Below are 26844 nucleotides of genomic sequence, written 5' to 3' on the forward strand. Positions count from 1 at the left end.
CTATAACAACCCTTCCATAAGATGCACGCGGACAAGCTTGGCTTCCTTATCTACGTCAAGAACGACATCCGGGATGGCTGGCAGCAGAACTTCCTTGCCTTGAGGGGTCTTCACAACCCATACATCATTAGCTCCGGGCGTTAAAATTTCTGAAATCGTGCCAAGCTCCTCTGCCGGTTCATCATCTGTCAGCACCTTGCAGCCAATGATCTCATGGAAGTAATACTCGTTGTCCGGAAGCTCCTCCTGAAGGTCCGCTTTGATCTTCAGCAGAGAGCCTTTATACTTCTCAGCATCGTTAATTCCATGCAGCTCTTTGAATTTAAGGACATACATATTTTTATGAAAACGGGATGTATCCACCGTTGCTTCAATCATGCTCCCTTTGTCCGGGACAATAAACAGCTTGCTCTTAACAGCAAATCGCTGGTCAGCAAAATCCGTATGCGGCATCACTTTGACTTCTCCGCGGATTCCATGCGTATTCACGATTTTGCCTACGGTAAACAACTTTTCAGACATGGTCTTCCTCCTGCATCACTTAATGAACGTTCGCTCATGTATGACCGACTGATTTCTTCAGCATGTACGAAAAAGGGCTAGGACATGCATCCTAACCCCCTTTCGTATATTTTAAGAAATGATATCAACGGTCACCCGTTTATCCATTTTAACTGCCGCCGATGTTACGACTGTACGCAATGATTTGGCGATACGCCCCTGTTTGCCTATGACCTTCCCGACATCGTCAGGATGCACGTACAGTTCATATACAATCAAGTGCTCCTTCTCAACGGTCTTCACAGTCACATCTTCTGGATGATCCACTAAAGCCTTAGCAATAACGCGAACTAATTCTTCCATAGATAACCCTCGCGATCAGTCTTATTTCTGATGCTTCAGCTCATGAAACTTCTTCATTACGCCCGCTTTGCTCAGCAAGTTGCGAACAGTATCAGATGCTTGCGCACCATTTTGAAGCCAGTTCAGTGCTTTCTCTTCATCGATCTTAACTTCAGCCGGTTGAGCAACCGGATTGTAATAACCGATTTCCTCGATAAAGCGGCCGTCACGTGGGGAACGGGAATCAGAAACCACCACGCGGTAGAAAGGAGCCTTGTGAGCACCCATGCGTTTCAGACGAATACGTACTGCCATTTTGAAAATTCACCTCCTTCAAAAAATGTCCATGCTTTATGTCCAAACTTAACGGAATGGGAACTTCATGCCTTTTCCACCAGTCAAGCCTTTTAACTGTTTCATTGCTTTATTTTTACCGCCTTTGGGACCCATCATATCCGAGAATTGTTTCATGACGCGGCGCATTTCATCAAACTGCTTGATCAGCCGGTTCACTTCAGCCAGCGAGGTTCCGCTGCCGGCCGCAATCCGTTTGCGGCGGTTGTGATTGATAATATCAGGCTGCTGCTTCTCCGCTGTAGTCATGGAGTGGACAATGGCCTCAATGCGTCCCATCTGCTTCTCGTCAACTTTGAGATCCTTGGTCTGCTTCATCTTGCCCATGCCGGGAATCATATCCATCAGCTGATCCAACGGACCGAGCTTCTTCACTTGGTCCATCTGTTCCAGGAAATCCTCAAACGTAAATTCAGCATTACGCATTTTACGTTCCATTTCCTTGGCTTTGTCTGCATCAATATTCGATTGGGCTTTCTCAATAAGGGACAGCATATCGCCCATACCGAGAATCCGGGATGCCATCCGTTCCGGATGGAACGGCTCCAGGGCATCAATCTTCTCACCCAGCGCCGCAAACTTAATCGGGCATCCGGTAACAGCTTTAACCGAAAGGGCAGCACCGCCTCGGGTATCACCGTCCAGCTTGGTCAATACAACGCCTGTAAGCGTCAATTGCAGATTGAAGCTTTCCGCAACATTCACCGCATCCTGACCTGTCATCGCATCAACAACAAGCAGCACTTCATCGGGATTTACAACACTGTGAATTTGCTTCAGTTCTTCCATCAGTTCTTCATCGACATGCAAACGGCCCGCAGTATCGATAATAACATAATCGTGACCGTTATCCTTGGCATGCTGCAAGCCTTGCTTCGCAATCTCAACCGGGCTTGTCTTGTCTCCAAGAGAGAATACAGGCACATTAATCTGTTCTCCAAGGACCTCAAGCTGTTTGATCGCTGCCGGACGATAAATGTCACCGGCTACGAGCAGCGGTCGGCTGTTCTGCTTCTGCAGCAGCTTGGCCAGCTTACCGGATGTCGTCGTCTTACCTGCACCTTGCAGACCGGCCATCATAATGACCGTAGGCGGTTTATTGCTCTTAACCAGTTTGGCCTGGCTGCCACCCATCAGCTCCGTCATTTCTTTATTAACGATGTCGATGATCACCATGCCGGGCGTAAAGCTGTCCATCACTTCCTTGCCGATGGCCTTCTCTTTCACTTTGGATACAAAATCCTTAACCACTTTGAAGTTAACGTCGGCTTCAAGAAGCGCGAGTCTTACTTCACGCATGGCGGCTGTTACATCTTCTTCGGACACCTTGCCTTTACCACGAAGCTTGCTGAACACATTCTGTAGTCTGCTGGTCAATCCTTCAAAAGCCATATCCGCCACCTCCGTTCATACTTAATCCCATACCTTTAATCGTTCAACCATATCGGTCATTACATTCTTATCATGTTCATCCAGGTCGCTAATCTCCACCCATTTCCGAAACTTATCCAGCTCACGGACACGCGTTTCATGCTTGCTCAGCAGCCCAAGCTTCTCTTCGTAAGACTCAAGCACCTGCTCTGCACGCTTAATATGTTCATAGACGGCCTGACGACTAATCTCAAATTCACCAGCGATTTCTCCCAAGGAAAAATCGTCATGGAAATAATATTTCAAAAAGGTCTGCTGCTTCTCTGTCAGCAGCTGCTCATAAAAATCGAACAGCAGATTGATCCGGTTCGTCTTCTCGAGCCGATTCTCCTGACTCATTTAAGGGCACCCCCCTCGTCAAGGAAAAACACTTTACAGTTCGCTTAACGAACCTTATCATACATAAAACAAAGAAGGATGTCAAGCAATTTCCCTTGTCATCCTTCTTCATGTGCAGCAAGCCTTTTTCCTACCCTGTTTACCCGACAGGAAGAAGGTAGATCAGTATCGCAAAAAAGTGAAGAATCGATCCCGCAAGTACAAACAAATGCCAGATCGCATGATGGTACGGGAAGCCCCGCCATACGTAAAAGATGGTGCCTAGGGTGTACAGCACGCCGCCAAGAGCGAGCAAATTCATACCCTGCGGTGCCACAACCGCGGTTAAAGGGTTCCAGGCAATAACGATCAGCCAGCCCATCGCAATGTAGAATATCGTGGAGAGAAACAGAAACTTCTTCACGAAAAAGGCTTTGAAGATGACGCCGAACAGTGCTACTCCCCAGACGATTCCGAAGAGGCTCCATCCAAGCGTTCCACGAATAGCCACCAGCAGGAAGGGAGTGTACGTTCCTGCGATAAACAAGTAAATGGAGGAATGATCCATAAACTCAAAGAAATCCTTGGCTTTACCGTCCCTCAAGCCGTGAACCAGCGTTGAACTCAAATACAGCAGCAGCATCGTCGAGCCGTAGATCGTAAAGCTGACAATATGCCATGCAGTGCCCTTCAAACTTGAAAATACAATCAACAGCACCAGCGCAGCAACACTTAGCGCCGCTCCTATGCCATGTGTTATTGCATTCGCTATCTCTTCTCGGCGTGGATAAGTGTAAGTATTGGCCATAACAGGTATCCTTTCGCTTGAAATCTTATACTTCATTATAAGCCCTGCCAGCATACAAAATCCAGCAAGCATCCAGATCAACGCCCTTTTGAACGGAAAAATTGCAAAATGGCGTTGACGATTTGACGCGAGGCAGTGCCATCACCAAAGGGATTGCTGGCTCTTGCCATGTTGCGGTAGGTCTCCTCATCCGTTAACAGCTTCTCTATTCCTGCCACTACCTCATCGCAATTCGTGCCAACACACTTTAAGGTGCCCGCTGTAACCCCTTCAGGACGCTCTGTCTTGTCTCTCAATACCAGAACCGGTTTCCCCAGCGACGGCGCTTCCTCCTGAATACCCCCGGAATCCGTCAAGACGAGATATGCGCGCTGCATGATATGGTGAAGATCAACAACATCCAGCGGTCCTGTCAGATGAATTCGCTCATGTCCCTCCAGAGCTTGCGCTACCGCCTGCTGCAGAACGGGGTTCGGATGAACCGGATACACCACTTCGACATCCGGGTGGTTCTGGACGGTTCGCTTTACAGCCTCAAGCACGCCCTTCATAGGTTCACCCCAATTCTCCCGGCGATGCATCGTCATGAGAATTAAGCGGGCATTTTCCCGTAACTTGCTCTGTATAGGGTGCTCAAAGGGAGCCTGCAGCGTCCATTTCATGGCATCGATCCCCGTATTCCCCGTTACATACACATGATCCGTACGATGCTCGGCTCTGAGATTGGAAGCTGACAGCGCTGTAGGAGCGAAATGCATATCGGCTATTCGGCCAATCCATTCCCGGTTCATCTCCTCCGGAAATGGCGCGTATTTGTCATAGGTCCGCAATCCCGCCTCCACATGCCCAACCGGCACTTTCGCATAATAGGCCGCCAAGGCGCCTATGAATGCCGTTGTTGTATCCCCGTGAACCAGGACCAGATCGTACCTTTTCGCCTGGAATACATTTTCCATCCCTTTTAACAGGTCGGCACTCAGGCTGTACAGCGACTGTCCTTCCTTCATCATATTTAAATCCATATGTGCCTCGATCTCAAAAAATTGGAGAACCTGATCCAGCATTTCCCGATGCTGGGCGGTGACACAGACGATTGGGGTCAATCCCGGAGTACGTTCCAATTCCTTGACCAACGGTGCCATTTTGATCGCTTCTGGACGCGTTCCGAAGATAACAAGAACATTTTTTTGATCCACGAATCTTCACACTCCCCCTCGCTTTCATATGAAAAGATATATCTGGGATGACATATCTTAAGCATTATATGGAAATTTGATAGATTCGTTCTGGTCATACGCACGCTTGAGAAAAACCAACCATTTTTCAATCACTCGGCTCATTCGTCCAATTCTATGAAGCTAGCATTGCATATATTATTGCGAGAACAAAGAAAGGAGGAAACCTCTTGGCTGTCATCATTTATCCCAGAACGATGAACTGGTCGTACATGAAACAGAGACCGCAGCAGCTAATGACACAATTGGGCTCGCTTGGTCATCAGGTTTTCTTCGAAAACCTGGCACCGCTGGATAAGGAGTTTAAAGAGATTGAACCGAATGTGTATCTGTTTACGGATACCAAGGCATTTCTGCACAAAAAGCTGCCTGCATTGCGAAAGGAGCATCCCGTTGCCGTCTGGACGACCTGGTCCAAGCTCCGGACGCGCATTTCCACGCTCTTTGACCCTGATATTACAATCTACGACTGCTGTGATGAATTTCCGCATTGGGCTAAATATGAACCCAAAATGATTGACGAGGCGGATCATGTCGTATGTACGGCAGAGGTCATTCGCACCCGATTGTCACTGGCATACCCCGACAAACCACTGACCTTGATTCCGAATGGCGCTGATGCTTCGTTTTTTCATATTCCATCCAGTGATAGACCCGCTGATCTGCCTCCGGGTCCTGTTGTTGCTTATATCGGTGCTTGGGCCTATTGGGTAGATCATGAACTGTTCGCTAAAGCCGCCATTCAATTTCCGAACGTCCAGTTTGTATCCATTGGAGCTCCTTACGGCAGCTCAGGCGACTATTCGAAGCTGCCTAACGTGCATATACTCGGGGAAAAGCCGCACCACGAGCTCAAGTGTTACCTCACTCATATCGACGTTGCGTTGATTCCATTCCAATACCATCCGATTACGCTCGCAACCAATCCCGTTAAAGCCTATGAATACTTGGCATCGGGTGTCCGGGTGCTATCAACGGCCTTGCCGGAATGCATCGCCATGGAGCCGCATGTAACCACTGCGACAACCCATGACGATTTCCTTGTTAAGCTGGCCTCCATGCTTCATCACCCTGACACTGCAGAGCATAAGCTGGCCCGGATTGCGTACGCCCGAGAGAACCGCTGGATTGAGCGCGGACTGAAAGCCGATCAGGTCATCCGGCTAGTCCTCCATGATAAAGGCTTGACATCGAATTGATCCCGTACAACTTACTTCGCACGCAAGCATTAGGCTATGGATTGACCAATACGTCAGCGTACCGCGATCGTATCCTTCAGGAAGTCACACATGCGGACAGAGAATGGGTTCTCTGGAGCCTCAGCAGGTCTTTTCCCATGAGAAGAACACTCATTTCCTTCCCTATGCCTGCACATATCCCGGACGCTGTAGTCTGTATATGTGTTCATGGTGTTCCTCTCTATTGGAAAAAAACCTGGCTGCTCGCAAGGCTCACCCATTGGAACGCCAGGCTCCCCGCTGCCCGATTTCTGCCTTATGATCTGCTGCCAACGGACTCAAGACTTGTTCTGCATCTGGATGCATCACAGAACGATTCGTTTCAAAAGGAACTGCCGTATATTCTCCCGATACTTGCATCCACACAGATGCAAGAGAAACATACTGGAGACAAAGGGGACTTATCTCCTGTGGTCCCTGCTCAACCTGCAGTTTCCATATTGATGAGCATTCATAATATGAAAGACACTCTGGGCTGGAGCATCCGTTCTGTGCTGGCACAAACCAACGAAAACTGGGAGCTGCTGATTGGGGATGACGGCTCTGGGGACGAGAGTCTTGAGGAAGCCTGCGCTTATCAAGACAGCAGAATACGTGTTCTTTCGCAAGCGCGTAACCGCGGGAAAGCCTTGATGATGAACCGGCTGCTCTTTGAAGCACGGGGGCGTTACATTCTGGAACTGGATGGGGATGACTGGCTGGCACCGAACGCAGTAGCACTCCTGACCGAAGCGCTTGACCTGAATCCGGATGGCGGTATCGCCACGGGATGGTATGGCTGCTGGGAACGAACCAGGCAGTTCGGTCCGCTGTGGAGAAGAGATGTGGACTCCGGCAGGCTTCATTCAGAATCATCCGCTCCGTTGCCCAATCCATCGAATGACCGCAGTCACCCGATCGTGCCCAGAATGTATCGCAAATCTTCTCTGATCGCCATCGGCGGCTGGTGGAATCGTGAGGATCGCCTCGGACGTATCTTCGAAGATATGGACGTTACCTCCCGTCTCCTGAAACACAGCTCTCTAGCTCATGTCACGGCTGTCCTCTATCATCGTGTCATCGACGGCACCAGTATCAGCCAACGTAATCGTAATCTGTTCAAAAGCTGGAATCAGCAGTCAGACAAGATCTAGAACGCATTCGCAAAGGAGGTGAACGTAATGCATATTGCCGCTTCCGGATACTATGGCATGGGAAACTTCGGAGATGACTTGTTTCTTCACACCCTTAGGCAAGTATTCCACGAACATCACGTCTACCCTTGGAACTCCCGCTTGGATCCGCGCCGAACGGATGCTTTCATTATCGGAGGAGGCGATTTAATCACACCCTACTCGTTCAACCGTTATTACTTCCCGCCACAATTAAACGGACAGCCCACATGGGTGTATGGCGTAGGTATCGTTGATGCCTACCCCGAACACACTTGGCCCGAAGAGCAGGTAGCCGCGTATCGCGACATGATTTCCAAAGCGAACCGGGCCGTCTTCCGGGATGAACGTTCCTCGGCTATAGCCAAGCGGGCGCGATTTCATCCTAACGTGGAGACGGCTCCTGACATGGTGTTCGGCTATCGTCAGCCCGACATCCCGGTACAGCGATTTTCCAGACGTCCAACCATTGGGGTTGTTGTATTCGCCTATGAATCATTCCCTATGGACAATATGACAAAACTTCTGGGACATCTTACGGCAAAAGACTACCATGTCGTGCTTATACCGGTCATTCATCATCCGGGGAATGCGTACTCGGACTACAACACCTGTTTACAACTGCAGCGAAACATCAAGGAATGCACGCCTGCAGCTTCCGTTGAAACACTGCCGTTTCTTATGGACATTGAGCTGACTTACCGTTTCATTCAATCCGTTGACTATTTAATCTCCTTCAAACTTCATCCGTCGCTGGCCGCCTTGCGTGGGGGTAAGCCTGTACTGGCGCTCAGCACCATGAGCAAAGTGCATAGCCTCCTAAGCTCCTTTGGTCTAGGTCAGTATTTTACCGACTATCGTCAACCGCTTGAGGCCCTGATCGATAAAACCGAAACCTTCCTTAAGTACGGTCCTGGTCATGTGCAGCAAGTTATGCCTATGATCCGGGCAGCAGAGAACGAAAGCACGGCCTCGCTTCAGGATTTAAAGAATCATATTGAAGGGCACACCCGATGGTAATACAGAAAGGAGAATGACTATGTGTTGCTTCCTGTTCTGCAGACGACTTGCTGCACGAGTAAAGATGTTAACACGGCAAGTTGAGTTTCTAAGCCAGCAGACCGGACAATTGACCGAACGCGTAGAGTCACTGGAGAGTCAGGTGCTCACGGGCTTAACCATCATTCCGGAACTGATTCACTATTTCGAAGTCCGCACAGGGCAGCAAGTACGGGTCAGCACCACCTTTGTCACCTTGGAAGGCGTTGTTCTTGCAACTGCCGAGGACGGGGTACAGCTCCGTGAAGCTTCCGGAGATCTTGTGCTGATTCCATTCGCGAATATTACTTCCGTTCAATAAATCCCCTCAATGGCTGCTGATCTTCCGTTTCAAACTTTCATTACAGCAAGGAGGGAATTTCGATATGCGCTACGTGGATTGGCTGCAAGGATTTATCGGATCCGAAACCGAAGTAACGGTGTCGGGAGATGTGATCATTGGCACCCTGACCGAAGTGGGAGAAGGGACCATCTCTTTAAAAATCCCGCCCATCATCTATGGCCCGCCAACCGATACAGCTATCATCCCGCTTCGTGCGATTGAATTCGTTCGAATCGTCTCTTCTTAATCACATCCGGTTATCACTCGAATCGAACATGAAAAAGGACCGAAAGTACAACTTTCGGTCCTTTTGTGTTTGATTTAACTTCAGAAGCGTCTAATCTTCTTGTTCTGCTTCATTCTCTTCTTCCTTAATCAATCCGGCAAACAAGGCATGGACAAATTGCTCCGAATCAAAAGTCTGGAGATCCCCCATCTTCTCTCCAAGCCCTACCAGCTTCACTGGCAAATTCAACTCTTGACGAATCGCAATGACAATTCCGCCTTTAGCCGTACCATCCAGCTTGGTTAATACAAGCCCGGTCACGCCGCTCTTCTCACCGAACAGTTTGGCCTGACTTAGCGCATTCTGACCTGTTGTAGCATCGAGTACCATCAATACCTCATGCGGCGCACTTGGGATTTCGCGTTGAATGACACGGAATATCTTATTCAGCTCTTCCATCAGATTCGTTTTGTTCTGAAGACGCCCCGCGGTATCACAGATCAGAATATCTGCCTGCCGCTGCTTGGCTGCTTGAACCGCGTCGAACATGACCGCTGCCGGATCAGAGCCCGGCTGCTGCTTAATGACCTCCACGCCAACCCGTTCGCCCCATACTTCGAGCTGTTCAATAGCACCTGCGCGGAACGTATCGCCCGCTGCAAGCAGAACTTTTTTGCCCTCCTGCTTGTAACGGTGCGCAAGCTTACCAATTGTAGTTGTCTTACCAACTCCGTTTACGCCAACAAAGAGAATGACCGTAATTCCATCCGGATTCTCGCGCAGTTCATTGCTGCTGTCATCACGAAGGAGACCCATCAGTTTCTCGGACAATACCGGCTGCAAATCGGCAGCATCCTCGATCCGCCGTTTTTTCACTTCGGCACGAAGATCATCCATCAGGTCCATGACCGTATTGACGCCAACATCAGCGCCAATCAGAATCTCTTCCAATTCCTCGTAGAACTCCTCATCGATCTTTTTGCGGCGAATGACCAGGTCCGACACTTTCTCGATAAAGCCCTTCCGGGTTTTCTCCAATCCGTCCCTGAACTGTTTCGTTACGTTTTCTGTCTTGCTGGAAATGCTCTCTTTTAACTTCTTAAAAAAGCTCATACGTTCCCTCCATGTGATGGTTTATGTTAAATTAGGCGATCTCCGCTTCCTCATCCTCAAGTCTAACCGACACCAGCTTCGACACGCCGCCCTCTTCCATCGTGACGCCGTACAGTACATCCGCCTCTTCCATCGTTCCCTTGCGGTGTGTGACCACAATAAACTGTGTTTGCTCGGAGAACTCCCGCAAATACTGGGCAAAGCGTACCACGTTCGCTTCATCAAGCGCCGCTTCGACTTCATCAAGCACACAGAACGGAACCGGCTTCACCTGTAAAATGGCGAACAGCAGCGCCATAGCGGTTAATGCACGCTCTCCCCCGGACAGCAGCTGCAGGTTTTGCAGCTTCTTGCCGGGTGGCTGGGCAACGATATCAATCCCTGTCTCAAGCAATCGATCCGGATCAATCAGGACCAGATCAGCCCGTCCGCCTCCGAACAGCTTCGTAAACACCGTACCGAACTCGCGCCGGATCGCATCAAACGTCAGCTTGAAGCGCTTGGACATTTCATCGTCCATTTCTTTAATCACCTGATACAGCGTAGTTTTCGCTTCGACCAAATCCGCCTTCTGCTCGCTCAAGAACAGATACCTCTCATTGACGCGCTGGTACTCTTCAATGGCCCCCAGATTCACATCACCAAGAGAAGTTATAGACCGTTTCAGATCACGAACTTCATTCTGCGCTGCCGGAATGTCTTCGGGAATCGGATACCGCTGCTTGGCAAGCTCGTAACTCAGCTCATAGTCCTCGCTTAATTTTTTCAATATATTCTCAAGCTCAACATCGAGCCGGTTTACTCCAATTTCGGTCTGGCGAAGCTGATCGTCCACAGCCCGCAGCTGAGTCCGCTGCTCCTTCGTTTCACTCTCTTCGAGCTCCAGTTTCCGGCTTAATGCGCTGCGCGCTGCCCGTTTGAATTCCAGCTGCTGCGTAGCTTCTTCCTTCTTCAGCTTGTACTGATTCAGATCCTCGATCTGCTTCACGCTCTCGCTTTGGTTCTGATTGAGGTCTGCTTGAACGGAGGCCAGCATCGTGCGGTTCTGCTTCTGTTCCTTCTCATGGTTGTCCACATCCGATTGAAGGCGTTTGAGCTGCTCCTCCAGCGAGAAGGTTTCCTGATCCAGTTTACCTTCGCGAACCTTAAGATTCGTCAGTTGACTCTGAAGTTCTTCCTTCGCCGATTCGTTTGCTTTACGGGCAAATTCAGCAGCCTGGATCGCTAGATGTGTCGACTTCTCCTCGTCTTCAAGCTCAGACAATAACTTCTGTGCCCGAACACAGTTTTCCTGAATTTCTTTTGCTTCCTTCTCGTGGCTGCTCTTCTCCTCACCGGCTAGCTCTGCTTGCTCAAGGACGTGGCGCAGCTCATGATCAAGCTGCTTACGGTCTCCCGCTGCCTGCTGTTCCTCGACACGCTTGTCGTCCCCGGCTCTTCGAAGCTCGTCCAGTTTATCCTGAGATTCAACCATTTGATTCCGGACGCTTTCAATGCCCTGCTGGAGCTTCTCCAGCTGCTTCTCGGTTTCCGTGATTTCCTGATCCAGCTGTTCCAGCTGACGCTTACGGCCCAGCAGACTGTTCGTTTTCTTATGCTGACTGCCGCCTGTCATGGAACCGCCGGCATTAACCACGTCCCCTTCGAGGGTGACCACGCGGAAGCGATAGGAGAATCTGGCTGCAATCTTGTTCGCCTGCTCCAAAGTCTCCGCAATGACAACATTGCCAAGAAGACTTCCGACAATGTTGCTGTATCTTGAATCGTATTGAACCAGCTCGGAGCCGAAGCCCACAAATCCGGCTTCCCCTTCTGCCAGCGTTCGATCCGACGCGGATACATTCCGTGGACGAATGACGTCCAAAGGAAGAAATGTCGCCCGTCCTAACTGACGCTGCTTCAAGAAGGCAATCGCCTGCCTGGATACGGACTCGTTCTCCATGACGATATGCTGAACAGATGCCCCGAGAGCTGTCTCCATCGCAAACTCCAGCTTTTCCGGTACGCGAATAAGCTCTGCTACTGCGCCGTGAACACCTTGAAGCACGGATTTGCGAGAAGCCTTCAATACTTCCTTAACACCCAGCATAAATCCGTCGAAGTCGTCCTGAAGCTCCTTCATGGTATCACGGCGCGAAATTTGCGCTTCCCGCTTCTGCTCCCATTTCCGAAGCGCTCCCTGCGTCTCCTCCTGCAGCTTCTGCAGGGATTGATACCGCTCGCTCTCACTGATATAACCGCTGCGGAGATCCGCGATCTCTTTGCCGAAACGTTCGATGCTGCGATCAATGCTCTCTTTGCGCTTCAGTAAATCTTCTTTCAGCGCTTCCCATTTGCCGGACTCCTCTTGTGCCCGGTTCATCCGGCGATCCAGCGCTTCTTGCTGCTGGTCCGCATAGCGGATTTCATTCCGCGCTTGAGCCATTTGGTTCATCAGCTCCAGCAGGTTCCCTTTCAAGCTCTCTTCCTGCTGCTGGCTGATTCCACCGGTTACGCCAACCAGCTTCGCTTCTTCCGCTGACAGCTGATCCCGCACATGAGTTAATTCCTGCTGCAGCTCCTGCAGCTTGTTCTTCATTCTAGCCAGCTCGCCCACGCGCTCACCTAATCGATGATCGCCGGAGTGCAGACTCTCCTCCAGCTGCTCGCGTGTCCGTTCCAGGTTGCGGCGGCGCTCCTTAAGTACCTCACCGTAGCCCTCGCTCTTCTCAAACAGCTCGCTGAATTGAAGCAGCTGGCTCTGCAGCTCTTCCACTTCCTCTTCCAGCCGGCGAAGAGCCGATCTGTCGCTCTCCAGCTTGGCATCATGGGCGGACACCACAGTAGACAGGGCAAGCTGCTCTTCCTTCAGCTGCTCCAGCTTCGCATTGGCTTCACTCCATGAGGTATGTATCTGCTCAATTTGATATACATACAGCGAAATTTCCTTGTGTTTCAGCTCCTCGCGGAGTTCCTTATAACGAAGCGCCTTCTCAGACTGCTCTTTGAGCGGCCCGATCTGATCTTCAAGCTCTGTAACCAGATCGTGAATACGGAGCAAATTTTGTTCCGTTTCATCCAGCTTGCGCACAGACTCTTTTTTACGTGATTTATATTTAACGATCCCGGATGCTTCCTCAAAAATTCCCCGGCGATCTTCTGATCGTGTGCTCAGAATTTCCTCAATGCGCCCTTGTCCAATGATAGAATAGGCTTCTTTACCAATCCCGGTATCCATGAACAGCTCCGTTATATCCTTCAGCCGACAAGACTGCCTGTTGATGAAATACTCACTGTCACCGCTGCGGTGTACCCGTCTTGTTACGGTCACCTCATTAAAATCCAGCGGCAGTACATGATCCTCATTGTCCAGCGTAAGGGAAACCTCACCGAAATTGACCGCTTTACGCGCGTCGCTTCCGGCAAAAATAATGTCTTCCATCTTGCCACCGCGAAGCGATTTGGCGCTTTGTTCACCAAGTACCCAGCGGATCCCATCCGAAATGTTGCTCTTGCCGCTGCCATTCGGACCAACAACGGCTGTAATTCCCCGGACAAATTCCATCTCTGTCTTGTCGGCAAATGATTTAAATCCTGCTAACTCGATCCGTTTCAAAAACATATTCGACCTATCACCTCTCCTGCTATTGTAACACAAGTAGAATCGGCTTCACCGCCGTCTTTGGACGAGGTCCACTAACGTCATAAACAGCTGTCCCTAAGGCAAATGCCAGACAACGAAAAGAGCAAAAAACAGTCATCCTATCCGGTTCCGCTTGACTGCTCTTTGCTCTTTGTTTGTCATCACATCAGCGAAGCTTTAGGCATCCGCACGTTTCAGCTGCTTTAAGGCTACTGCCGCTGCTTGCTGCTCGGCTTCTTTCTTGGATCTGCCGCTTCCGCGTCCAAGACATTCGCTTCCCATGTATACCTCCGAGACAAACTCCCGCTCATGTGCCGGTCCTCGCTCTTCTACGATACGATATTCCAGTGCGCCCATGCCGTGATGCTGGGTCAGTTCCTGAAGCTCGGTCTTATAGTCGCTCATCTGCGGACGACCATTGACGGTCACCGAGGGAAAAACATGGTCGCTCAAAAACCGGCGAACCGCTTCCAATCCCTGATCCAGATAAAGCGCCCCCACAAATGATTCAAATACATCAGCAAGAAGAGCAGGGCGGGTTCGACCGCCCGTCATTTCCTCTCCTTTGCCTAACAGAACGTAACGACCAAAGTCCAGACCTACAGCGAATTGTACCAACGAAGGCTCGCATACGATCGCGGCCCGAAGCTTGGTTAATTCGCCTTCCGGACGGTCCGGAAAAAGGTTGTATAGGAATTCGCTGACCGTCAGTTCCAGAACGGCATCTCCTAGAAATTCAAGGCGCTCATTGTCCTGGCTCTGACTGAAGCGATGTTCGTTAACATAAGATGCGTGGGTAAAGGCCTGCTTCAGCAGCATTGCATTGCGAAACTGGATTTGAAGTTTATGCTGTAACTGCTTCAGATCTCCACTCAACACACTGTCCCCTTACTCGGCGTATTTTTTCAGGATAATCGTAGCATTATGCCCGCCAAATCCGAACGAATTGGACATGACGATATCCAAATCGGCTTTACGCGGGTGATTAGGAACGTAATCCAGATCACATTCCGGATCCTGATCCTCCAGATTAATTGTTGGTGCAATAATTTGGTTCTTCAGGCTCAGCCCGCAGATAACGGCCTCAACGCCGCCAGCTGCTCCAAGCAAGTGACCTGTCATCGACTTGGTTGAGCTTACGGCAACTTTGTAGGCATGGTCACCCAGTGCCATTTTAACCGCCTTCGTCTCCGAACGGTCGCCGACCGGTGTTGAAGTTCCGTGAGCATTAATGTAATCCACTTCCTCCGGCTCAATGCCCGCATCGCGAATGGCCATCTTCATACAGCGTGCTGCTCCATCCGGATCCGGCTCGGTAATATGATGAGCATCGGCACTTAAACCATAACCGATCACCTCGGCATAGATTTTAGCTCCGCGTTTTGTTGCATGCTCTAAAGATTCGATCACGAGCACGCCCGCACCTTCACCCATGACAAAACCGTCACGACCGGTATCGAATGGCCGGCTGGCCTTCTCCGGTTCGTCATTGCGGGTTGACATCGCACGCATAGCGCAGAAACCAGCCATCCCTGTCGGACGAATCGTTGCCTCCGCTCCGCCGCAGATCATCACATCTGCATCACCGCGCTGGATCAGACGGTATGAATCACCAATGGAATGCGTTCCGGTAGCGCAAGCCGTAACTTGCGTTGTGTTCGGACCCTTGGCTCCGAGATTGATCGACATTTGGCCGGAAGCCATATTCGCGATCATCATCGGAATAAAGAATGGGCTTACACGTTTCGGGCCCTTCTCCAGCAGGATGTTATGTTGATCCTCCCAGGTTCCCAAACCGCCGATACCCGATCCAATCGATACGCCAACCCGTTCAGCATCGGCATTCACTCCAATTTCAAGACCGCTGTCCTCAAGTGCCTTCGAACCGGCTGCAACAGCAAGCTGCACGAAACGGTCCATTCTGCGCGCTTCCTTGCGATCCATATAATCTTCCGGGTTAAACTCTTTCATGGAAGCAGCGATCTGGGTTGTGTATTCGCTGACATCAAATGCTTCGATGCGGGATACGCCAGACCTGCCTTCCATTAAACTATTCCAGAATGTATCAAGATCTTGACCGATCGAGGTCATGACTCCCATTCCTGTTACAACGACTCTTTGTTTCAAACAAACTCACCTCTATATGGACTGCCCGTCCAGACATGAAGTCCGAACCTCCGGCTCAAGCTGAACAAAGGCAGTAATAATCTATCACTTGTTGCCACTGAAGCTAGGATTGAATGTGGAGAAGTCCCGCCTTGCTAAAGAACGGGACTTAACTGTAATGACTTAGGTATGAGATTGTATGTAATTTACAACTTCACCTACGGTCGTAATTTTCTCCGCATCTTCATCAGAGATCTCCATATCAAACTCATCTTCCAACTCCATCACCAATTCAACTACATCGAGAGAATCAGCTCCAAGGTCGTCTTTGAAAGATGCTTCTAATGTTACGTCGGCTTCGTCAACACCCAGGCGGTCGATAACGATGCGTTTCACGCGTTCCAATACATCGGACATCCGGCTCACCTCCTCTTGGTAATTATACGAGATATGACTTCAAATTGCCATAGAAGGCATTTGAAAACGATTTAATGTCCAGCGGCCAGCGCCAGATCATCGGCGGCGTCTACATATACATACCGCCATCCACATGCAGCACCTGTCCAGTCATATAGGATGCGCTGGAAGATGCTAGAAAGGCAACCACCCCGGCAATCTCCTCTGGCTGACCGAGACGGGCGAGCGGAATACCGCCGAGCAGACCTTCCCGCATGTCCTCGGAAAGTTCCCGGGTCATATCGGTATCGATAAAACCGGGAGCCACGGCGTTTACCGTAATTCCGCGGGAAGCCAGCTCCCGTGCGGCGGATTTGGTCAGGCCGATAACACCGGCTTTGGCCGCAACATAGTTGGCCTGCCCCGGATTGCCAAGGGCCCCGACAACAGAAGATATATTGATAATCCGTCCATAACGCTGTTTCATCATAGGACGTGTCACCGCTTTAAGACAGTTGAATACCCCTTTAAGATTCGTTTCGATCACCTGATCGAACTCTTCTTCCTTCATACGCATGATTAAATTATCTCTAGTAATCCCTGCGTTGTTCACCAGGATATCAATTCGACCAAAAGTCTCCATTACCTGCTTTACCATGGCTTCGGCTTCTTCGGTTCGTCCAATATTGGATTTTATCGCGATTGCCGATACGCCCTTTGCGCGAATTGCTTCCACAACCTCGGCTGCGGCAGCTTCGCTCCCTGCATAGTTGACCGCTACGTTAGCGCCCAGATCAGCAAGTCCGAGAGCAATGCTCCGGCCAATGCCGCGGGAAGCACCCGTAACAAGCGCAGTCTGTCCTTTTAGAGCTTCACTCATACCTGTTCCTCCTTTCTAGAGTGATCCGACATGGATCAGCAGTTATTTTATACGACAGTCTCCAAGCTGTTGACGCTGTCCAGGCTATTCACGTTAATGACTTTAACCGATTTGTCAATCTTTTTAATTAAACCGCTAAGTACGCTGCCAGGACCAATCTCGACAAAGGTATCCACACCCTGACTGATCATCCATTCCACACTGTCTTGCCACAGCACAGGGGAATATACCTGTTCCACCAGCAAACCGCGGATTGCAGCGGCATCGTCCACCGGGCGTGCCGTTACATTGGCAACCACCGGCACGGAAGGTGCATGGAAGGAGGCCTGCTCCAGCTTATCTGCAAGCCGGTTTGCCGCTTCCTTCATCAAGGAAGAGTGGAAAGGCCCGCTGACTTCCAGCGGTATTGCACGCTTGCCGCCCGCTTCCTTAATTCTTTCTGCAGCAGCTGCAACGCCCTGGGCTGAGCCCGAAATGACAATCTGACCCGGACAGTTCATGTTGGCTAACTCCACGACGTGCCCCTCTGCTGTAATGCCACTGCACAGCGTGGTCAAAGCGTCCCGGTCTGCACCAAGCACAGCAGCCATAGCTCCCTGGCCTCCTGGAACCGCTGCTTCCATGTATTCCCCGCGGGCTCTTACGATGGATACCGCTTCTTCAAACGACAGCACGCCTGCGCATACAAGCGCACTGTACTCGCCCAGGGAATGGCCTGCAACGTAATCCGGCTCGATTCCCTTACCGCGAATGGCTTCCAGATAGGCCAGGCTTGTTGCCAACAGAGCAGGCTGCGTATTTACTGTTTGTTTAAGTTCTGCATCAGGACCATTAAAAATAATGGAGCTCAGCAAGAATCCAAGTTTATCATCCGCTGTTTGAAACATATCCTGCACGGAGGGAAGCGCGTCATATGCATCCTTCCCCATCCCGACGGACTGAGCGCCCTGACCAGGAAATATAAATGCTGTTTTACCCAAAATCGTTGGCTCCCTTCTATCTCTATCAAAAGGATCTAAATAAATGCTGTTACCAGATGAGTACCGAGGATCCCCAGGTTAAGCCACCGCCAAAACCAACCATTAATACCTTGTCCCCTTCTTTCAAGCGGCCCGACTCCTGCGCCTCGACAAGAGCTAACGGCACGGAAGCAGCCGATGTGTTGGCGTATTTATCAACATTGATAACAACCTTCTCCTCCGGAAGCTCCAGACGCTCCATAGCCGACTTGATAATCCGGATGTTCGCTTGATGAGGGACAAATAAATCAATATCCTTTTTGTCGATGCCTGCTTTGGACAATACGGCTTCCGTCGCAGAACCCATAACCCGTACCGCAAATTTAAACACTTCGCGGCCATTCATATAAATATAATGTTTATTCGTATTGATCGTTTCGGCAGAAGCCGGCAATCTGGAACCGCCTGCCTCGATATACAAGTGGGCTCCGCCCGCGCCTTCCGCGCCCAGATCGAACGCTTGGAATCCCCTGCCCTCCGGCACTTCACCGACAATCGCAGCTCCGGCACCGTCACCAAACAGGACGCATGTGTTCCGGTCGGTATAGTCCGTGATGCGGGACAAGCAGTCCACACCGATAACAAGAGCATTGTTGTACATGCCCGTCTTCACAAAATTCGTGGCTGTAGCAAGGCCATATACAAACCCCGAGCAAGCTGCCGACAGGTCAAATGCCGCCGCTTTCTTGGCTCCCAATCGATCCTGAAGCAGACATGCTGTGGACGGGAAGAACATATCCGGCGTAATGGTTGCCACAATGATCAATTCCAGATCCTCAGCCTGCATTCCAGCGGATTTGAGCGCATTTACCGCTGCATGATAAGCCAAATCCGAGGTCGCTTCATTCGGTGCGGCAATATGCCGCTCACGGATGCCCGTCATCGAGACAATCCATTCATCGCTAGTATCTACCATTTTCTCCAAATCACGATTCGACAGTATCTTCTCGGGCACATATTTGCCTGTTCCAATAATACCGACCGGACGCAAATTGTTCATGTCCTCACTCACTTCCCGCTGATTTCATTCGAAATACTCTCTACCAACCGATTCTGAAGCGCCGTCCGCGCCTGTCGAATCCCATTCTTGATGGCATTCGCATCCGATGAACCATGGCTCTTAACAACCAAGCCGCTGAGACCGAGGAGAGGCGCTCCGCCATGCTCCTTATAATCCAGCGTGGACTTCAGGCTGCGTAATTCCGGCATCATCAAGGCAGCAGCCATCTTGGTCTTAAGCGACTTGCTGAACTGTTCTTTCAACAGTGAAAAGAGGGCACCGGCTGTTCCTTCAATCGATTTCAATAGGATGTTGCCTGAAAATCCATCACACACAAGCACATCGCAAACCCCATTCATCACGTCACGCGACTCCACATTGCCAACAAAATGAATCGGCAGCTCCTCCAGTAATGGATATGCATGCTTGGTCAATTCATTGCCTTTGCCCGGCTCGGTGCCGACATTTAACAGACCGACCCGCGGTTTGGCGATACCATGCACCTTCTCGCGATACAGACTGCCCATTAAGGCATACTGCTGCAGATGCTCCGGCTTCGAGTCCATATTTGCACCCAGATCCAGGGCAAGCATCCCTTTGCCGTCAAGCGTAGGAATCATAGGCGCAAGCGCAGGGCGTTCTATGCCTTTCATCCTCCCCACAACGAGGAGCCCGGTTGTCATCAGGGCTCCTGTGTTGCCTGCCGAGATCATGGCATCCGCTTCGCCTTCACGAATCATTCGCCCCGCCACAACCATCGAAGCATCTTTCTTCCGGCGGACGGCCTTCACCGGCTCATCCTCCGCTTCAATGACCTCGCTTGCATGAACAACCTTCAGATTAGCTGGCTTGTCCTTAAGGAAATCTCCCATCTGCGCCTCATCCCCAACGAGGATGATCTCTGTATCCTTCCATTCCTGTGCGGCAATCAGCGCGCCCTCAACATTGCTCTTGGGGGCGTTGTCACCGCCCATCGCATCAACCACAATTCTCATGGCCAAAGTTCCTCCCTTACTTATGTCATTCTCCTGTAGATCGGTAAATTACGAAATTCCCCTGAAACACCATTTCATCAGCGACATAAGTAAACACTTCCACCTTGGCCTTTCCCTTCTGGCCGGCAATGGACCTAACGTAGGCTTTGGCAATGCATTTCTCCCCGAGGCGCACTTGTCTCAGGAACCGTATATCCGCTGAAGAGGTCAATGCGATTTCGTCATTGATAACGGCAATTGCAAGTGAATTGGCTTGTGCGAACACGTAATGTCCACGGGCAATCCGCGTTTTGCTAAATACGTGGTCCTCACGAATTTCAAATATCGATATTCCGCTCTTGTCCAATTGCAAGTCAACAACGTCCCCGATCACTTCTTCAAGCGACAGGGAACGAACCTGATCATAGGAATGCTCCGCCATTTGCTTCATCCGCTCACGAAGCTCCGGTATGCCCAGTTCCATGCGGTCAAGGCGAATCGTCTGAATGCTAACTTTAAGCTGGCGAGTCAACTCGCGGTCTGTAACAAAGGGATTCTCGTCGATCAGCTGAATCAGCCGCTGGTGACGGTCTTTCTTGGATAAACGATCGATGACGAAACAACTCCTTCTGCCGCTATTAAAGCCGCCATACTTCAATTCATATATGTAAATTAGTCGCAAATATTAGAACCTGGTACTAATGTAAAGTATAAATCAAGTCACGTTAAAAAGAAAGGGGGACTTCGGACAAAAAAAATAGCACCTCACCAAAGATGAAGTACTACTTATTTAAAAACTATTGTTTGATGATCTCTCTTGCCTTATACGTTCCGCATACTTTACATACGCGATGAGCAAGTTTCAATTCTCCACATTGCTCGCATTTCACCATGCCTGGCACAGCCAGCTTAAAATGAGTACGACGCTTGTCACGACGTGTTTTGGACGTTCTACGTTGAGGTACTGCCATGTTCCCACCTCCTTATCAGTTCAACCCGCTGAACACGGGTGCCATATCCATCATCATTTAAAGAAGTCCTTGAGTCCGGCCAGCCTTGGATCGATCACTTCCGTATCGCAGCTGCATGTGTCTTCATTCAAGTCCTTGCCACAGTTCGGGCAAAGTCCCTTGCAGTCGGCACTACAAACCGGAGCTAGCGGCAGGTGGAGCAAAAATGTTTCTTCTACATAGGGAGTGAGATCCACACTCTCACCTTGTACGTATGTAGTATCATCATTCTCATCCTGAAGGGTTTCAGGATCTTCCACCGGCTGGAATACTTCATGAAAAGGGATGTGCACATGTTCGTTTATCGGCTTCAGGCAGCGGGAGCAATGCATCTCCAGCTCGCCCTGCAGACTTCCACGAACATCAACCGTACCGGAAATCGAAGGTGTTGCTTTCAAATCCACGTCTAGTGGTTGAACAGCAACAATATCTTTTCGGCCCTTAACGGCGTTGCTTACATCCACGGTTTGATGGAACTGTAACGGTTGATCGCTGGTTGTCAATTTACGAAATTGAATTAGCATATCCATCACTCCAAACAAACAAAGATTATTATACCGATTCCGCAAGAGTTTTGTCAACAGGATAACCTTGAAGAACCATTATTGTTTCCCGATATTTCTCATGTTACCCCAAGAACATCACCCGCTAGGGCGACACGTTTATTGTTACAGGAACGTCATGTAATTATGATATATTCTTATCAAGGAGTTGAAAAGCAAATGAAAACGGTTGGTATTGTGGTTGAATATAACCCCTTACATCATGGTCATGTCCTGCATTATCATAAATCCAAGGAAGTAACCGGCGCAGACGCCGTGGTTGCAGTCATGAGCGGCCCTTTCCTGCAGCGAGGCGAGCCCGCAATTGCAGGCAAGCGCGCCCGTGCCGAAATGGCGCTCGCCATGGGAGTTGACCTATGTATCGAGCTCCCGGTCACCTATGCCGTTCAGCCAGCGGAATGGTTCGCGTACGGTGCGGTATCCATTCTGGAGGCTACCGGGGTCGTCGACTGTTTATCCTTCGGTTCGGAGAGCGGCTCGCTGGAGCAGATTCTGCCGCTCTCCCGTTTACTTGCGAACGAATCCGGCGAATTCCGGTCGAAAATTGAACAGCATCTTCGGGAAGGAATGAACTTTCCGTCCGCTTATGGTGCTGCAGCTGCGGCCGTGTTCTGCCAATCCGGACCCGCTGTTAACCCATTGCAGGAACTGCTGACACAGCCGAACAATTCACTTGGGCTGCACTATCTGATCGCACTCAACCGGCTAAACAGCCGTATTACACCTTATACCATTCCAAGAGAACAGGCACAATATCACGATCCGCTCCCAGGATCATCTTCCATTGCCAGCGCAACCGCTATCCGGAATATCATCCTTTCGGAAGGATTGAATGCTGCCAGACCTTACATACCGGAGTTCACTCTGGAGATCATGAACCGGGAAATCCAGGCCGGACAAGCTCCGATCCATTGGGAACGATTTCGCCAGCCCTTGTTTCAAACCTTGCTCACGCACACACCCGCCCAGCTTGAAGACTACCTCGAAGTCACCGAGGGTCTGGAGCATCGCGTACAGCGCATGCTCTCACAGTTGGAGAACCCGACGGTTGAAGGACTCCTTGGAGCGCTGAAGACCAAACGTTATACGCGTACCAAGCTTCAGCGCATGCTGCTGCACATCATGCTGAACCATGACAAGGGCTCTATGAGCCCTGAAGAGCTCGCCAAAGGTCCCGGGTATATTCGGGTACTCGGATTCAACGAGACCGGACGCGGGCTGCTGAAACGGATGAAGAAGAGCGCTACGCTTCCCGTGATCCAAAAGCCCACGCTACTTCAGCATCCTCAGCTGGAACGGGACCTGATGGCTGCCGCCGTTTACGCGAACGGTCACCCCGTGCCGGATATCCGCCACTTCTACAGCGACTACCTGCTGCCGCCGCTCACCCCTTAGGCGGCAGCTCCTCTAAGTAATCCACGGCATCCTGCAGATCCTCAACCGGCACAAGCTTCATATCCGTGTTGATTCGGTCCGCCCGCTTCTTGGCTTCGTCATAATTTTTTTGTGGCACAAAAAAGAAATCGGCTTCCTTCCGGTCCGCAGCAACAATCTTGTGCTTCACTCCCCCGATGGGGCCTACAGCACCTGATTTATCAATGGTGCCAGTTCCAGCTATCCGGTAACCTTTACTTAAATCTCCAGCGGTGAGCTGATTGTAAATCTCCAGGGTAAAAATAAGCCCGGCCGACGGCCCCCCGATATTCGTATCCGCGAAGTGGATCGTGTGGTCCGGATCAGCCGGCTCCACCTTCTGCATCGTGGCAATCATAACGCCCAGACCTGGACGCTCCGCGCCTGTCTTATCATCCTTGATGCTAACCAGCTTCACCTGTTCCTTAACGGTTTTCCCTTTGCGGTCAAGTTCTACGGACACCACATCACCTATGCTTTTTCCACTTAACAGGCTGGCAATTTTCTCATTATCCTCCGCCGGCTGCCCATCCACCTTAATCAGTTTGTCCCCTGGCCGGAAATGCTCGGCATTGGCTGAATTCTCAGAGATCGACATGACAAATACATAGGCAGGCTCAATACTGTAATCCACCTCGGCTTCCTGGTAGGCAGCTTCCATTGCGGCAGACTGGGAGGAATTCATGTAATACACCTGTGTGGCTGCATATTCATCCTTGCTCTGCTCGCCCATCTTTTCCGCCTTCTTTACAACCTCTGCATTGGGATTAAACGCAGACAGCATTAACAGCGCAATATTCGCATAACTTGCCGACACGGTTGTCATCATAAATGTTCCCTCTTCCGCCGGATCGCCCTTCTCTACGCTAATCATCGGGCGAACCTCCTCAGCGCTTCCCGGCTGGTATACGAGATAAGGGGTTGGCATATAAACGACAACGTACAGCATAACCCCGACCAACAATAAATACAGCGCGATTTTTAAGCCATTCGGTTTTACGGACTTCTTCATGTATTTCCCTTCCCTCCGCCTTATATGTCCAGCCTTCCACCAAGTTTGGTCTGACGGTTGTCTCCCTTGCATAAAGTTGTACTAGCCATGTTTACGCAGAAAGGAGATTCCTTATGAATAAAGGCAACGCCGTCAAGTCATCAAACGGGCTGTGGAACACCATCCTCCTGGGGGCCGCTGCATTCCTGCTTGTACTGGCTGTCGTCAGCGCACCCGAGCCTGCCTTCCAAGCCACCCTGCAAGCACTCAAGCTATGGTGGAACATCGTATTCCCCGCTTTGCTTCCTTTTCTCGTCTTGGTGGAAATACTCATTGCCTATGGCTGGGCCAATGGAGTTGGCGTTCTGCTAGACCCTCTGATGAGGAAAATATTCAAACTTCCCGGTACTGGCGGCTGGGTTCTCATAACAGGAATGACAGCCGGGTTCCCGGCAGGAGCACAGGCTGCCTCCGGTATGTACAAACAGGGCGAGCTCCATGCCAGCGATGCCGGCAAGCTCGCCGCTATATCCCATTTCTGCAATCCGATGACCATTCTCGTTGTCATAGGAACCGGGCTGCTGCATAAACCTGAAGCAGGCTACCTGCTGCTGATCGTTCACTGGATTTCCGGACTGCTTGCCGCTTGGACATTTGGTCTATTCAGTAAAAATTCCCATACAGCAAACAGGCAGATCGCTGCACTGCCCCTGAACCATACACACATGAACGACTTAGCCAAACACCCCATCCTGAAACGCGCCTCCGCCGCAGCGCTGGATGCTCATCAACGGGATGGCCGGGGCTTCGGCAAATTGCTGGGCGATTCCGTTACCCGTTCGGTCCAGACCTTAATGATGACAGGCGGCTTTATATTGTTCTTTGCCGTCATTATAAGAGTATTGAGCAGCCATCTGCTGCCGCAGCTTCCGTCATATTTCACATCAGGATTACTGGAAATCCATCTCGCAGCCCAGTCTATCAGCACCTCAGCATTCTCAACAGGAACCCTGCAGCTGGCCGTTCTGTCCGCCACACTGGCATGGAGCGGGATAAGCGCCCAGCTGCAAAGCCTGTCCCTGATGCGGGAAACCGGTCTCTCCTGGCGTTTCTTTATGATGAAGCGCGCCCTGCATTCCGTGTTCGCTTTTCTGATTACAATCGCATTATGGAAACCCGCCAGTGCTCTTTCGGCAGGCATTGTACCGGCATTCCGAACGGAGCCTTTAGAGCATGCAGCCACAGAACAGCTTTTTAATTTTTGGAGCGGTTTTCCTTCATTTTTGCAGTTCCAGGCCGTGATTTGTTTGTTGTTGATAGCTGTTTTCGGGTTGTGCTCCCGCTTTATTGAGCGTTATCGCCGCTGAATTTGCGGCGTAGGGCTGCATCAACCTCGCGGCTCACCAGATCCGTAGTATCTCCATTAAAGTGGGCAATCTCTTTAACAAGACTTGAGCTTAAGAACGAATATTTCGGATGGGTCATCATGAAGATGGTCTCCGCATCCGGGTTCAGCTTGTGATTGGTGGAAGCCAGCTGAAGTTCATATTCAAAATCGGTGACCGTGCGAATGCCACGTACGATGACTTGGGCATTCTTCTGGCGGATATAGTTCGCCAGAAGGTCGCGGAAGCTGTCGATTTCGACATTAGGCAGGTGTTTTGTGGCCTGTCTCAACAGTTCCGTCCGCTCCTCCACCGTAAACAGCGGATTTTTGCTTAAATTATTCAACACGCCTACGATCAGCAGATCAAACTGCTTCGAAGCACGTGTAATGATGTCCATGTGACCCATTGTGACCGGATCAAAGCTGCCCGGGTATACGGCAACGCGATATGTACTAGTATTCTCATTTGTCATCCTGTAATTCCTCCTCGTCAAGCTTGCCCGCTTGATCTTGCGCAATTTCATAACGGTATATCGATATGGCGGTCTCTCCATACTTCACGGTCCGGAGACAACAAAAATCACCAAATTTCTCAGGATAATTGTAACTCGATTCGTATTCCAATACCACCACAGCCAGGTCTTGCAGCAAACTTCGCTCGGCCATATCCACCATCAGCTCATCACCGTTCTTGAATCTGTATGGCGGGTCCAAAAAGACCAGATCGAATTTGAAGCTGCGCTTCTCGAGTGCTTTAAGTGCTCTTGCCGCATCGTTGCGGTATATCTCGGCTCTTTCCTCAAGCCGGGCAGCCTTCAAATTATCCTTGATCGTACTGATACTTTTCGGCTCCACATCAATAAAAACAGCACGATCAATTCCCCGGCTTAACGCCTCAATACCAAGGCCTCCCGTACCTGCAAACAGGTCAAGCGCGGTTCCCCCCTCAAAGTAAGGGCCGATCATACTGAATATGGATTCTTTCACTTTATCCGTCGTCGGACGGGTGCTTGTACCTGGCACACTTTTGAGCGGCCGGCCTTTAGCACTTCCGGATACTACTCTCACTGCTTCATTCACCCGTTTCATTATCCAAAAATTTAATGCCATGACAACGCCATGGACAGTGATTATCGTAACACAATCATCCCATATATGAAAAATGAAACCTCATGGCTCCCAAGTTTTTTTCTAAGTAAGGTATATTTAGGCAGCAGCCGGGCATCCTTGAAATATCGACATCAATGAATGTCGTAGACAACCGCGGAGAAGACTTACGTTTCCCCATAAGCTCTTCGTCCGGTTTCTCCTCTCCCATGAGGGAGTCTCTCCGGAGGCTCCCGAACAAAAGCCCTGTAATGGCAGCATGGATTACGGGGCTTTTG

At 50.5% G+C, this 26844-nt stretch carries 29 protein-coding genes; 7 read left to right on the plus strand and 22 right to left on the minus strand.

What is annotated here, in order from left to right:
- The 7 genes from rimM to wecB form a co-directional block, all read right to left on the minus strand.
- Nucleotides 1–522, minus strand: coding sequence for a ribosome maturation factor RimM (rimM, locus tag M2277_RS00940; RefSeq protein WP_006211359.1), 522 nt, complete (start codon nucleotides 520–522; stop codon nucleotides 1–3).
- Between the two features lie 111 nt (nucleotides 523–633).
- On the minus strand, nucleotides 634–864 hold the full coding sequence (locus tag M2277_RS00945; protein WP_006211360.1) for a KH domain-containing protein: 231 nt from the start codon (nucleotides 862–864) through the stop codon (nucleotides 634–636).
- A gap of 21 nt (nucleotides 865–885) precedes the next feature.
- Nucleotides 886–1158 (minus strand): 30S ribosomal protein S16, encoded by a 273-nt coding sequence (gene rpsP, locus M2277_RS00950; RefSeq protein ID WP_006211361.1) that lies wholly within the window; start codon nucleotides 1156–1158, stop codon nucleotides 886–888.
- Nucleotides 1159–1206: 48 nt separating this feature from the next.
- Nucleotides 1207–2589, minus strand: a complete 1383-nt coding sequence (ffh, locus tag M2277_RS00955) for a signal recognition particle protein (protein ID WP_280753940.1) — start codon at nucleotides 2587–2589, stop codon at nucleotides 1207–1209.
- A gap of 21 nt (nucleotides 2590–2610) precedes the next feature.
- Nucleotides 2611–2967, minus strand: a complete 357-nt coding sequence (locus M2277_RS00960; protein ID WP_006211363.1) for a putative DNA-binding protein — start codon at nucleotides 2965–2967, stop codon at nucleotides 2611–2613.
- Nucleotides 2968–3106: 139 nt separating this feature from the next.
- Complete coding sequence (trhA, locus tag M2277_RS00965; protein WP_036642034.1) at nucleotides 3107–3754, minus strand: PAQR family membrane homeostasis protein TrhA; 648 nt, start codon at nucleotides 3752–3754, stop codon at nucleotides 3107–3109.
- Nucleotides 3755–3831: 77 nt separating this feature from the next.
- The gene (gene wecB / locus M2277_RS00970; RefSeq protein WP_280753941.1) at nucleotides 3832–4950 is read right to left on the minus strand and encodes a non-hydrolyzing UDP-N-acetylglucosamine 2-epimerase; all 1119 of its coding nucleotides are present in this window, start codon (nucleotides 4948–4950) and stop codon (nucleotides 3832–3834) included.
- A gap of 209 nt (nucleotides 4951–5159) precedes the next feature.
- Here wecB and M2277_RS00975 point away from each other — a divergent pair, with 209 nt between their 5' ends.
- The 5 genes from M2277_RS00975 (at nucleotide 5160) to M2277_RS00995 (ending at nucleotide 9006) form a co-directional block, all read left to right on the plus strand.
- The gene (locus M2277_RS00975; RefSeq protein WP_280753942.1) at nucleotides 5160–6188 is read left to right on the plus strand and encodes a glycosyltransferase family protein; all 1029 of its coding nucleotides are present in this window, start codon (nucleotides 5160–5162) and stop codon (nucleotides 6186–6188) included.
- A gap of 137 nt (nucleotides 6189–6325) precedes the next feature.
- Entirely contained in the window at nucleotides 6326–7360 is a 1035-nt protein-coding gene (locus tag M2277_RS00980; RefSeq protein ID WP_082834424.1) for a glycosyltransferase family 2 protein, read from the plus strand.
- Between the two features lie 27 nt (nucleotides 7361–7387).
- The gene (locus tag M2277_RS00985) at nucleotides 7388–8398 is read left to right on the plus strand and encodes a polysaccharide pyruvyl transferase family protein (RefSeq protein WP_280753943.1); all 1011 of its coding nucleotides are present in this window, start codon (nucleotides 7388–7390) and stop codon (nucleotides 8396–8398) included.
- Between the two features lie 64 nt (nucleotides 8399–8462).
- The gene (locus M2277_RS00990) at nucleotides 8463–8738 is read left to right on the plus strand and encodes a hypothetical protein (protein ID WP_228030025.1); all 276 of its coding nucleotides are present in this window, start codon (nucleotides 8463–8465) and stop codon (nucleotides 8736–8738) included.
- Nucleotides 8739–8802: 64 nt separating this feature from the next.
- Complete coding sequence (locus tag M2277_RS00995; protein ID WP_006211370.1) at nucleotides 8803–9006, plus strand: hypothetical protein; 204 nt, start codon at nucleotides 8803–8805, stop codon at nucleotides 9004–9006.
- Nucleotides 9007–9096: 90 nt separating this feature from the next.
- Here the strand turns inward: M2277_RS00995 and ftsY are convergent, their stop codons facing one another.
- The 12 genes from ftsY to M2277_RS01055 all read right to left on the minus strand — a co-directional run bounded on the left by ftsY (nucleotide 9097) and on the right by M2277_RS01055 (nucleotide 21629).
- On the minus strand, nucleotides 9097–10098 hold the full coding sequence (gene ftsY, locus M2277_RS01000) for a signal recognition particle-docking protein FtsY (RefSeq protein WP_280753944.1): 1002 nt from the start codon (nucleotides 10096–10098) through the stop codon (nucleotides 9097–9099).
- 31 nt (nucleotides 10099–10129) lie between these two features.
- Entirely contained in the window at nucleotides 10130–13699 is a 3570-nt protein-coding gene (smc, locus tag M2277_RS01005) for a chromosome segregation protein SMC (RefSeq protein ID WP_280753945.1), read from the minus strand.
- 198 nt (nucleotides 13700–13897) lie between these two features.
- Complete coding sequence (gene rnc / locus M2277_RS01010) at nucleotides 13898–14596, minus strand: ribonuclease III (protein WP_006211373.1); 699 nt, start codon at nucleotides 14594–14596, stop codon at nucleotides 13898–13900.
- A gap of 12 nt (nucleotides 14597–14608) precedes the next feature.
- A complete protein-coding gene (fabF, locus tag M2277_RS01015; protein ID WP_006211374.1) occupies nucleotides 14609–15847 on the minus strand; it encodes a beta-ketoacyl-ACP synthase II in 1239 nt (412 codons plus the stop codon).
- 162 nt (nucleotides 15848–16009) lie between these two features.
- Entirely contained in the window at nucleotides 16010–16243 is a 234-nt protein-coding gene (acpP, locus tag M2277_RS01020) for an acyl carrier protein (RefSeq protein WP_006211375.1), read from the minus strand.
- A gap of 109 nt (nucleotides 16244–16352) precedes the next feature.
- Nucleotides 16353–17102: a 3-oxoacyl-[acyl-carrier-protein] reductase gene (fabG, locus tag M2277_RS01025; protein ID WP_280753946.1), complete on the minus strand. Its 750-nt coding sequence runs from the start codon at nucleotides 17100–17102 to the stop codon at nucleotides 16353–16355.
- Nucleotides 17103–17149: 47 nt separating this feature from the next.
- Complete coding sequence (gene fabD, locus M2277_RS01030) at nucleotides 17150–18082, minus strand: ACP S-malonyltransferase (protein ID WP_280753947.1); 933 nt, start codon at nucleotides 18080–18082, stop codon at nucleotides 17150–17152.
- Between the two features lie 49 nt (nucleotides 18083–18131).
- Complete coding sequence (locus tag M2277_RS01035; protein WP_006211378.1) at nucleotides 18132–19121, minus strand: beta-ketoacyl-ACP synthase III; 990 nt, start codon at nucleotides 19119–19121, stop codon at nucleotides 18132–18134.
- An 8-nt stretch (nucleotides 19122–19129) separates the two neighbouring features.
- Nucleotides 19130–20116, minus strand: coding sequence for a phosphate acyltransferase PlsX (gene plsX / locus M2277_RS01040; protein WP_280753948.1), 987 nt, complete (start codon nucleotides 20114–20116; stop codon nucleotides 19130–19132).
- 25 nt (nucleotides 20117–20141) lie between these two features.
- A complete protein-coding gene (gene fapR, locus M2277_RS01045) occupies nucleotides 20142–20708 on the minus strand; it encodes a transcription factor FapR (RefSeq protein ID WP_036642423.1) in 567 nt (188 codons plus the stop codon).
- 184 nt (nucleotides 20709–20892) lie between these two features.
- Nucleotides 20893–21066, minus strand: coding sequence for a 50S ribosomal protein L32 (rpmF, locus tag M2277_RS01050; RefSeq protein WP_006211382.1), 174 nt, complete (start codon nucleotides 21064–21066; stop codon nucleotides 20893–20895).
- Nucleotides 21067–21119: 53 nt separating this feature from the next.
- Nucleotides 21120–21629 (minus strand): YceD family protein, encoded by a 510-nt coding sequence (locus tag M2277_RS01055; RefSeq protein ID WP_036642015.1) that lies wholly within the window; start codon nucleotides 21627–21629, stop codon nucleotides 21120–21122.
- 198 nt (nucleotides 21630–21827) lie between these two features.
- Here M2277_RS01055 and M2277_RS01060 point away from each other — a divergent pair, with 198 nt between their 5' ends.
- Nucleotides 21828–23063 (plus strand): nucleotidyltransferase, encoded by a 1236-nt coding sequence (locus M2277_RS01060; protein WP_148246904.1) that lies wholly within the window; start codon nucleotides 21828–21830, stop codon nucleotides 23061–23063.
- On the opposite strand, the gene M2277_RS01065 is transcribed toward M2277_RS01060, so the two are convergent.
- Nucleotides 23053–24093, minus strand: coding sequence for a SepM family pheromone-processing serine protease (locus tag M2277_RS01065; protein ID WP_280753949.1), 1041 nt, complete (start codon nucleotides 24091–24093; stop codon nucleotides 23053–23055). The genes M2277_RS01060 and M2277_RS01065 overlap by 11 nt on opposite strands.
- Before the next feature lie 113 nt (nucleotides 24094–24206).
- On the opposite strand from M2277_RS01065, the gene M2277_RS01070 reads away from it, so the two are divergent.
- Complete coding sequence (locus tag M2277_RS01070) at nucleotides 24207–25439, plus strand: nucleoside recognition domain-containing protein (protein WP_280753950.1); 1233 nt, start codon at nucleotides 24207–24209, stop codon at nucleotides 25437–25439.
- Here M2277_RS01070 and coaD read toward each other — a convergent pair.
- Both coaD and rsmD read right to left on the minus strand, forming a co-directional pair.
- Nucleotides 25417–25932 (minus strand): pantetheine-phosphate adenylyltransferase, encoded by a 516-nt coding sequence (gene coaD, locus M2277_RS01075; RefSeq protein WP_006211388.1) that lies wholly within the window; start codon nucleotides 25930–25932, stop codon nucleotides 25417–25419. The two genes, M2277_RS01070 and coaD, sit on opposite strands and share 23 nt — an antisense overlap.
- On the minus strand, nucleotides 25922–26527 hold the full coding sequence (gene rsmD / locus M2277_RS01080) for a 16S rRNA (guanine(966)-N(2))-methyltransferase RsmD (RefSeq protein WP_040680801.1): 606 nt from the start codon (nucleotides 26525–26527) through the stop codon (nucleotides 25922–25924). Before rsmD ends, coaD begins: the two co-directional genes overlap by 11 nt.
- Nucleotides 26528–26844: the final 317 nt, after the last annotated feature.

The organism is Paenibacillus sp. LBL (genome assembly GCF_029893715.1).
GTDB classification, from domain to species: domain Bacteria; phylum Bacillota; class Bacilli; order Paenibacillales; family Paenibacillaceae; genus Paenibacillus_AQ; species Paenibacillus_AQ glucanolyticus.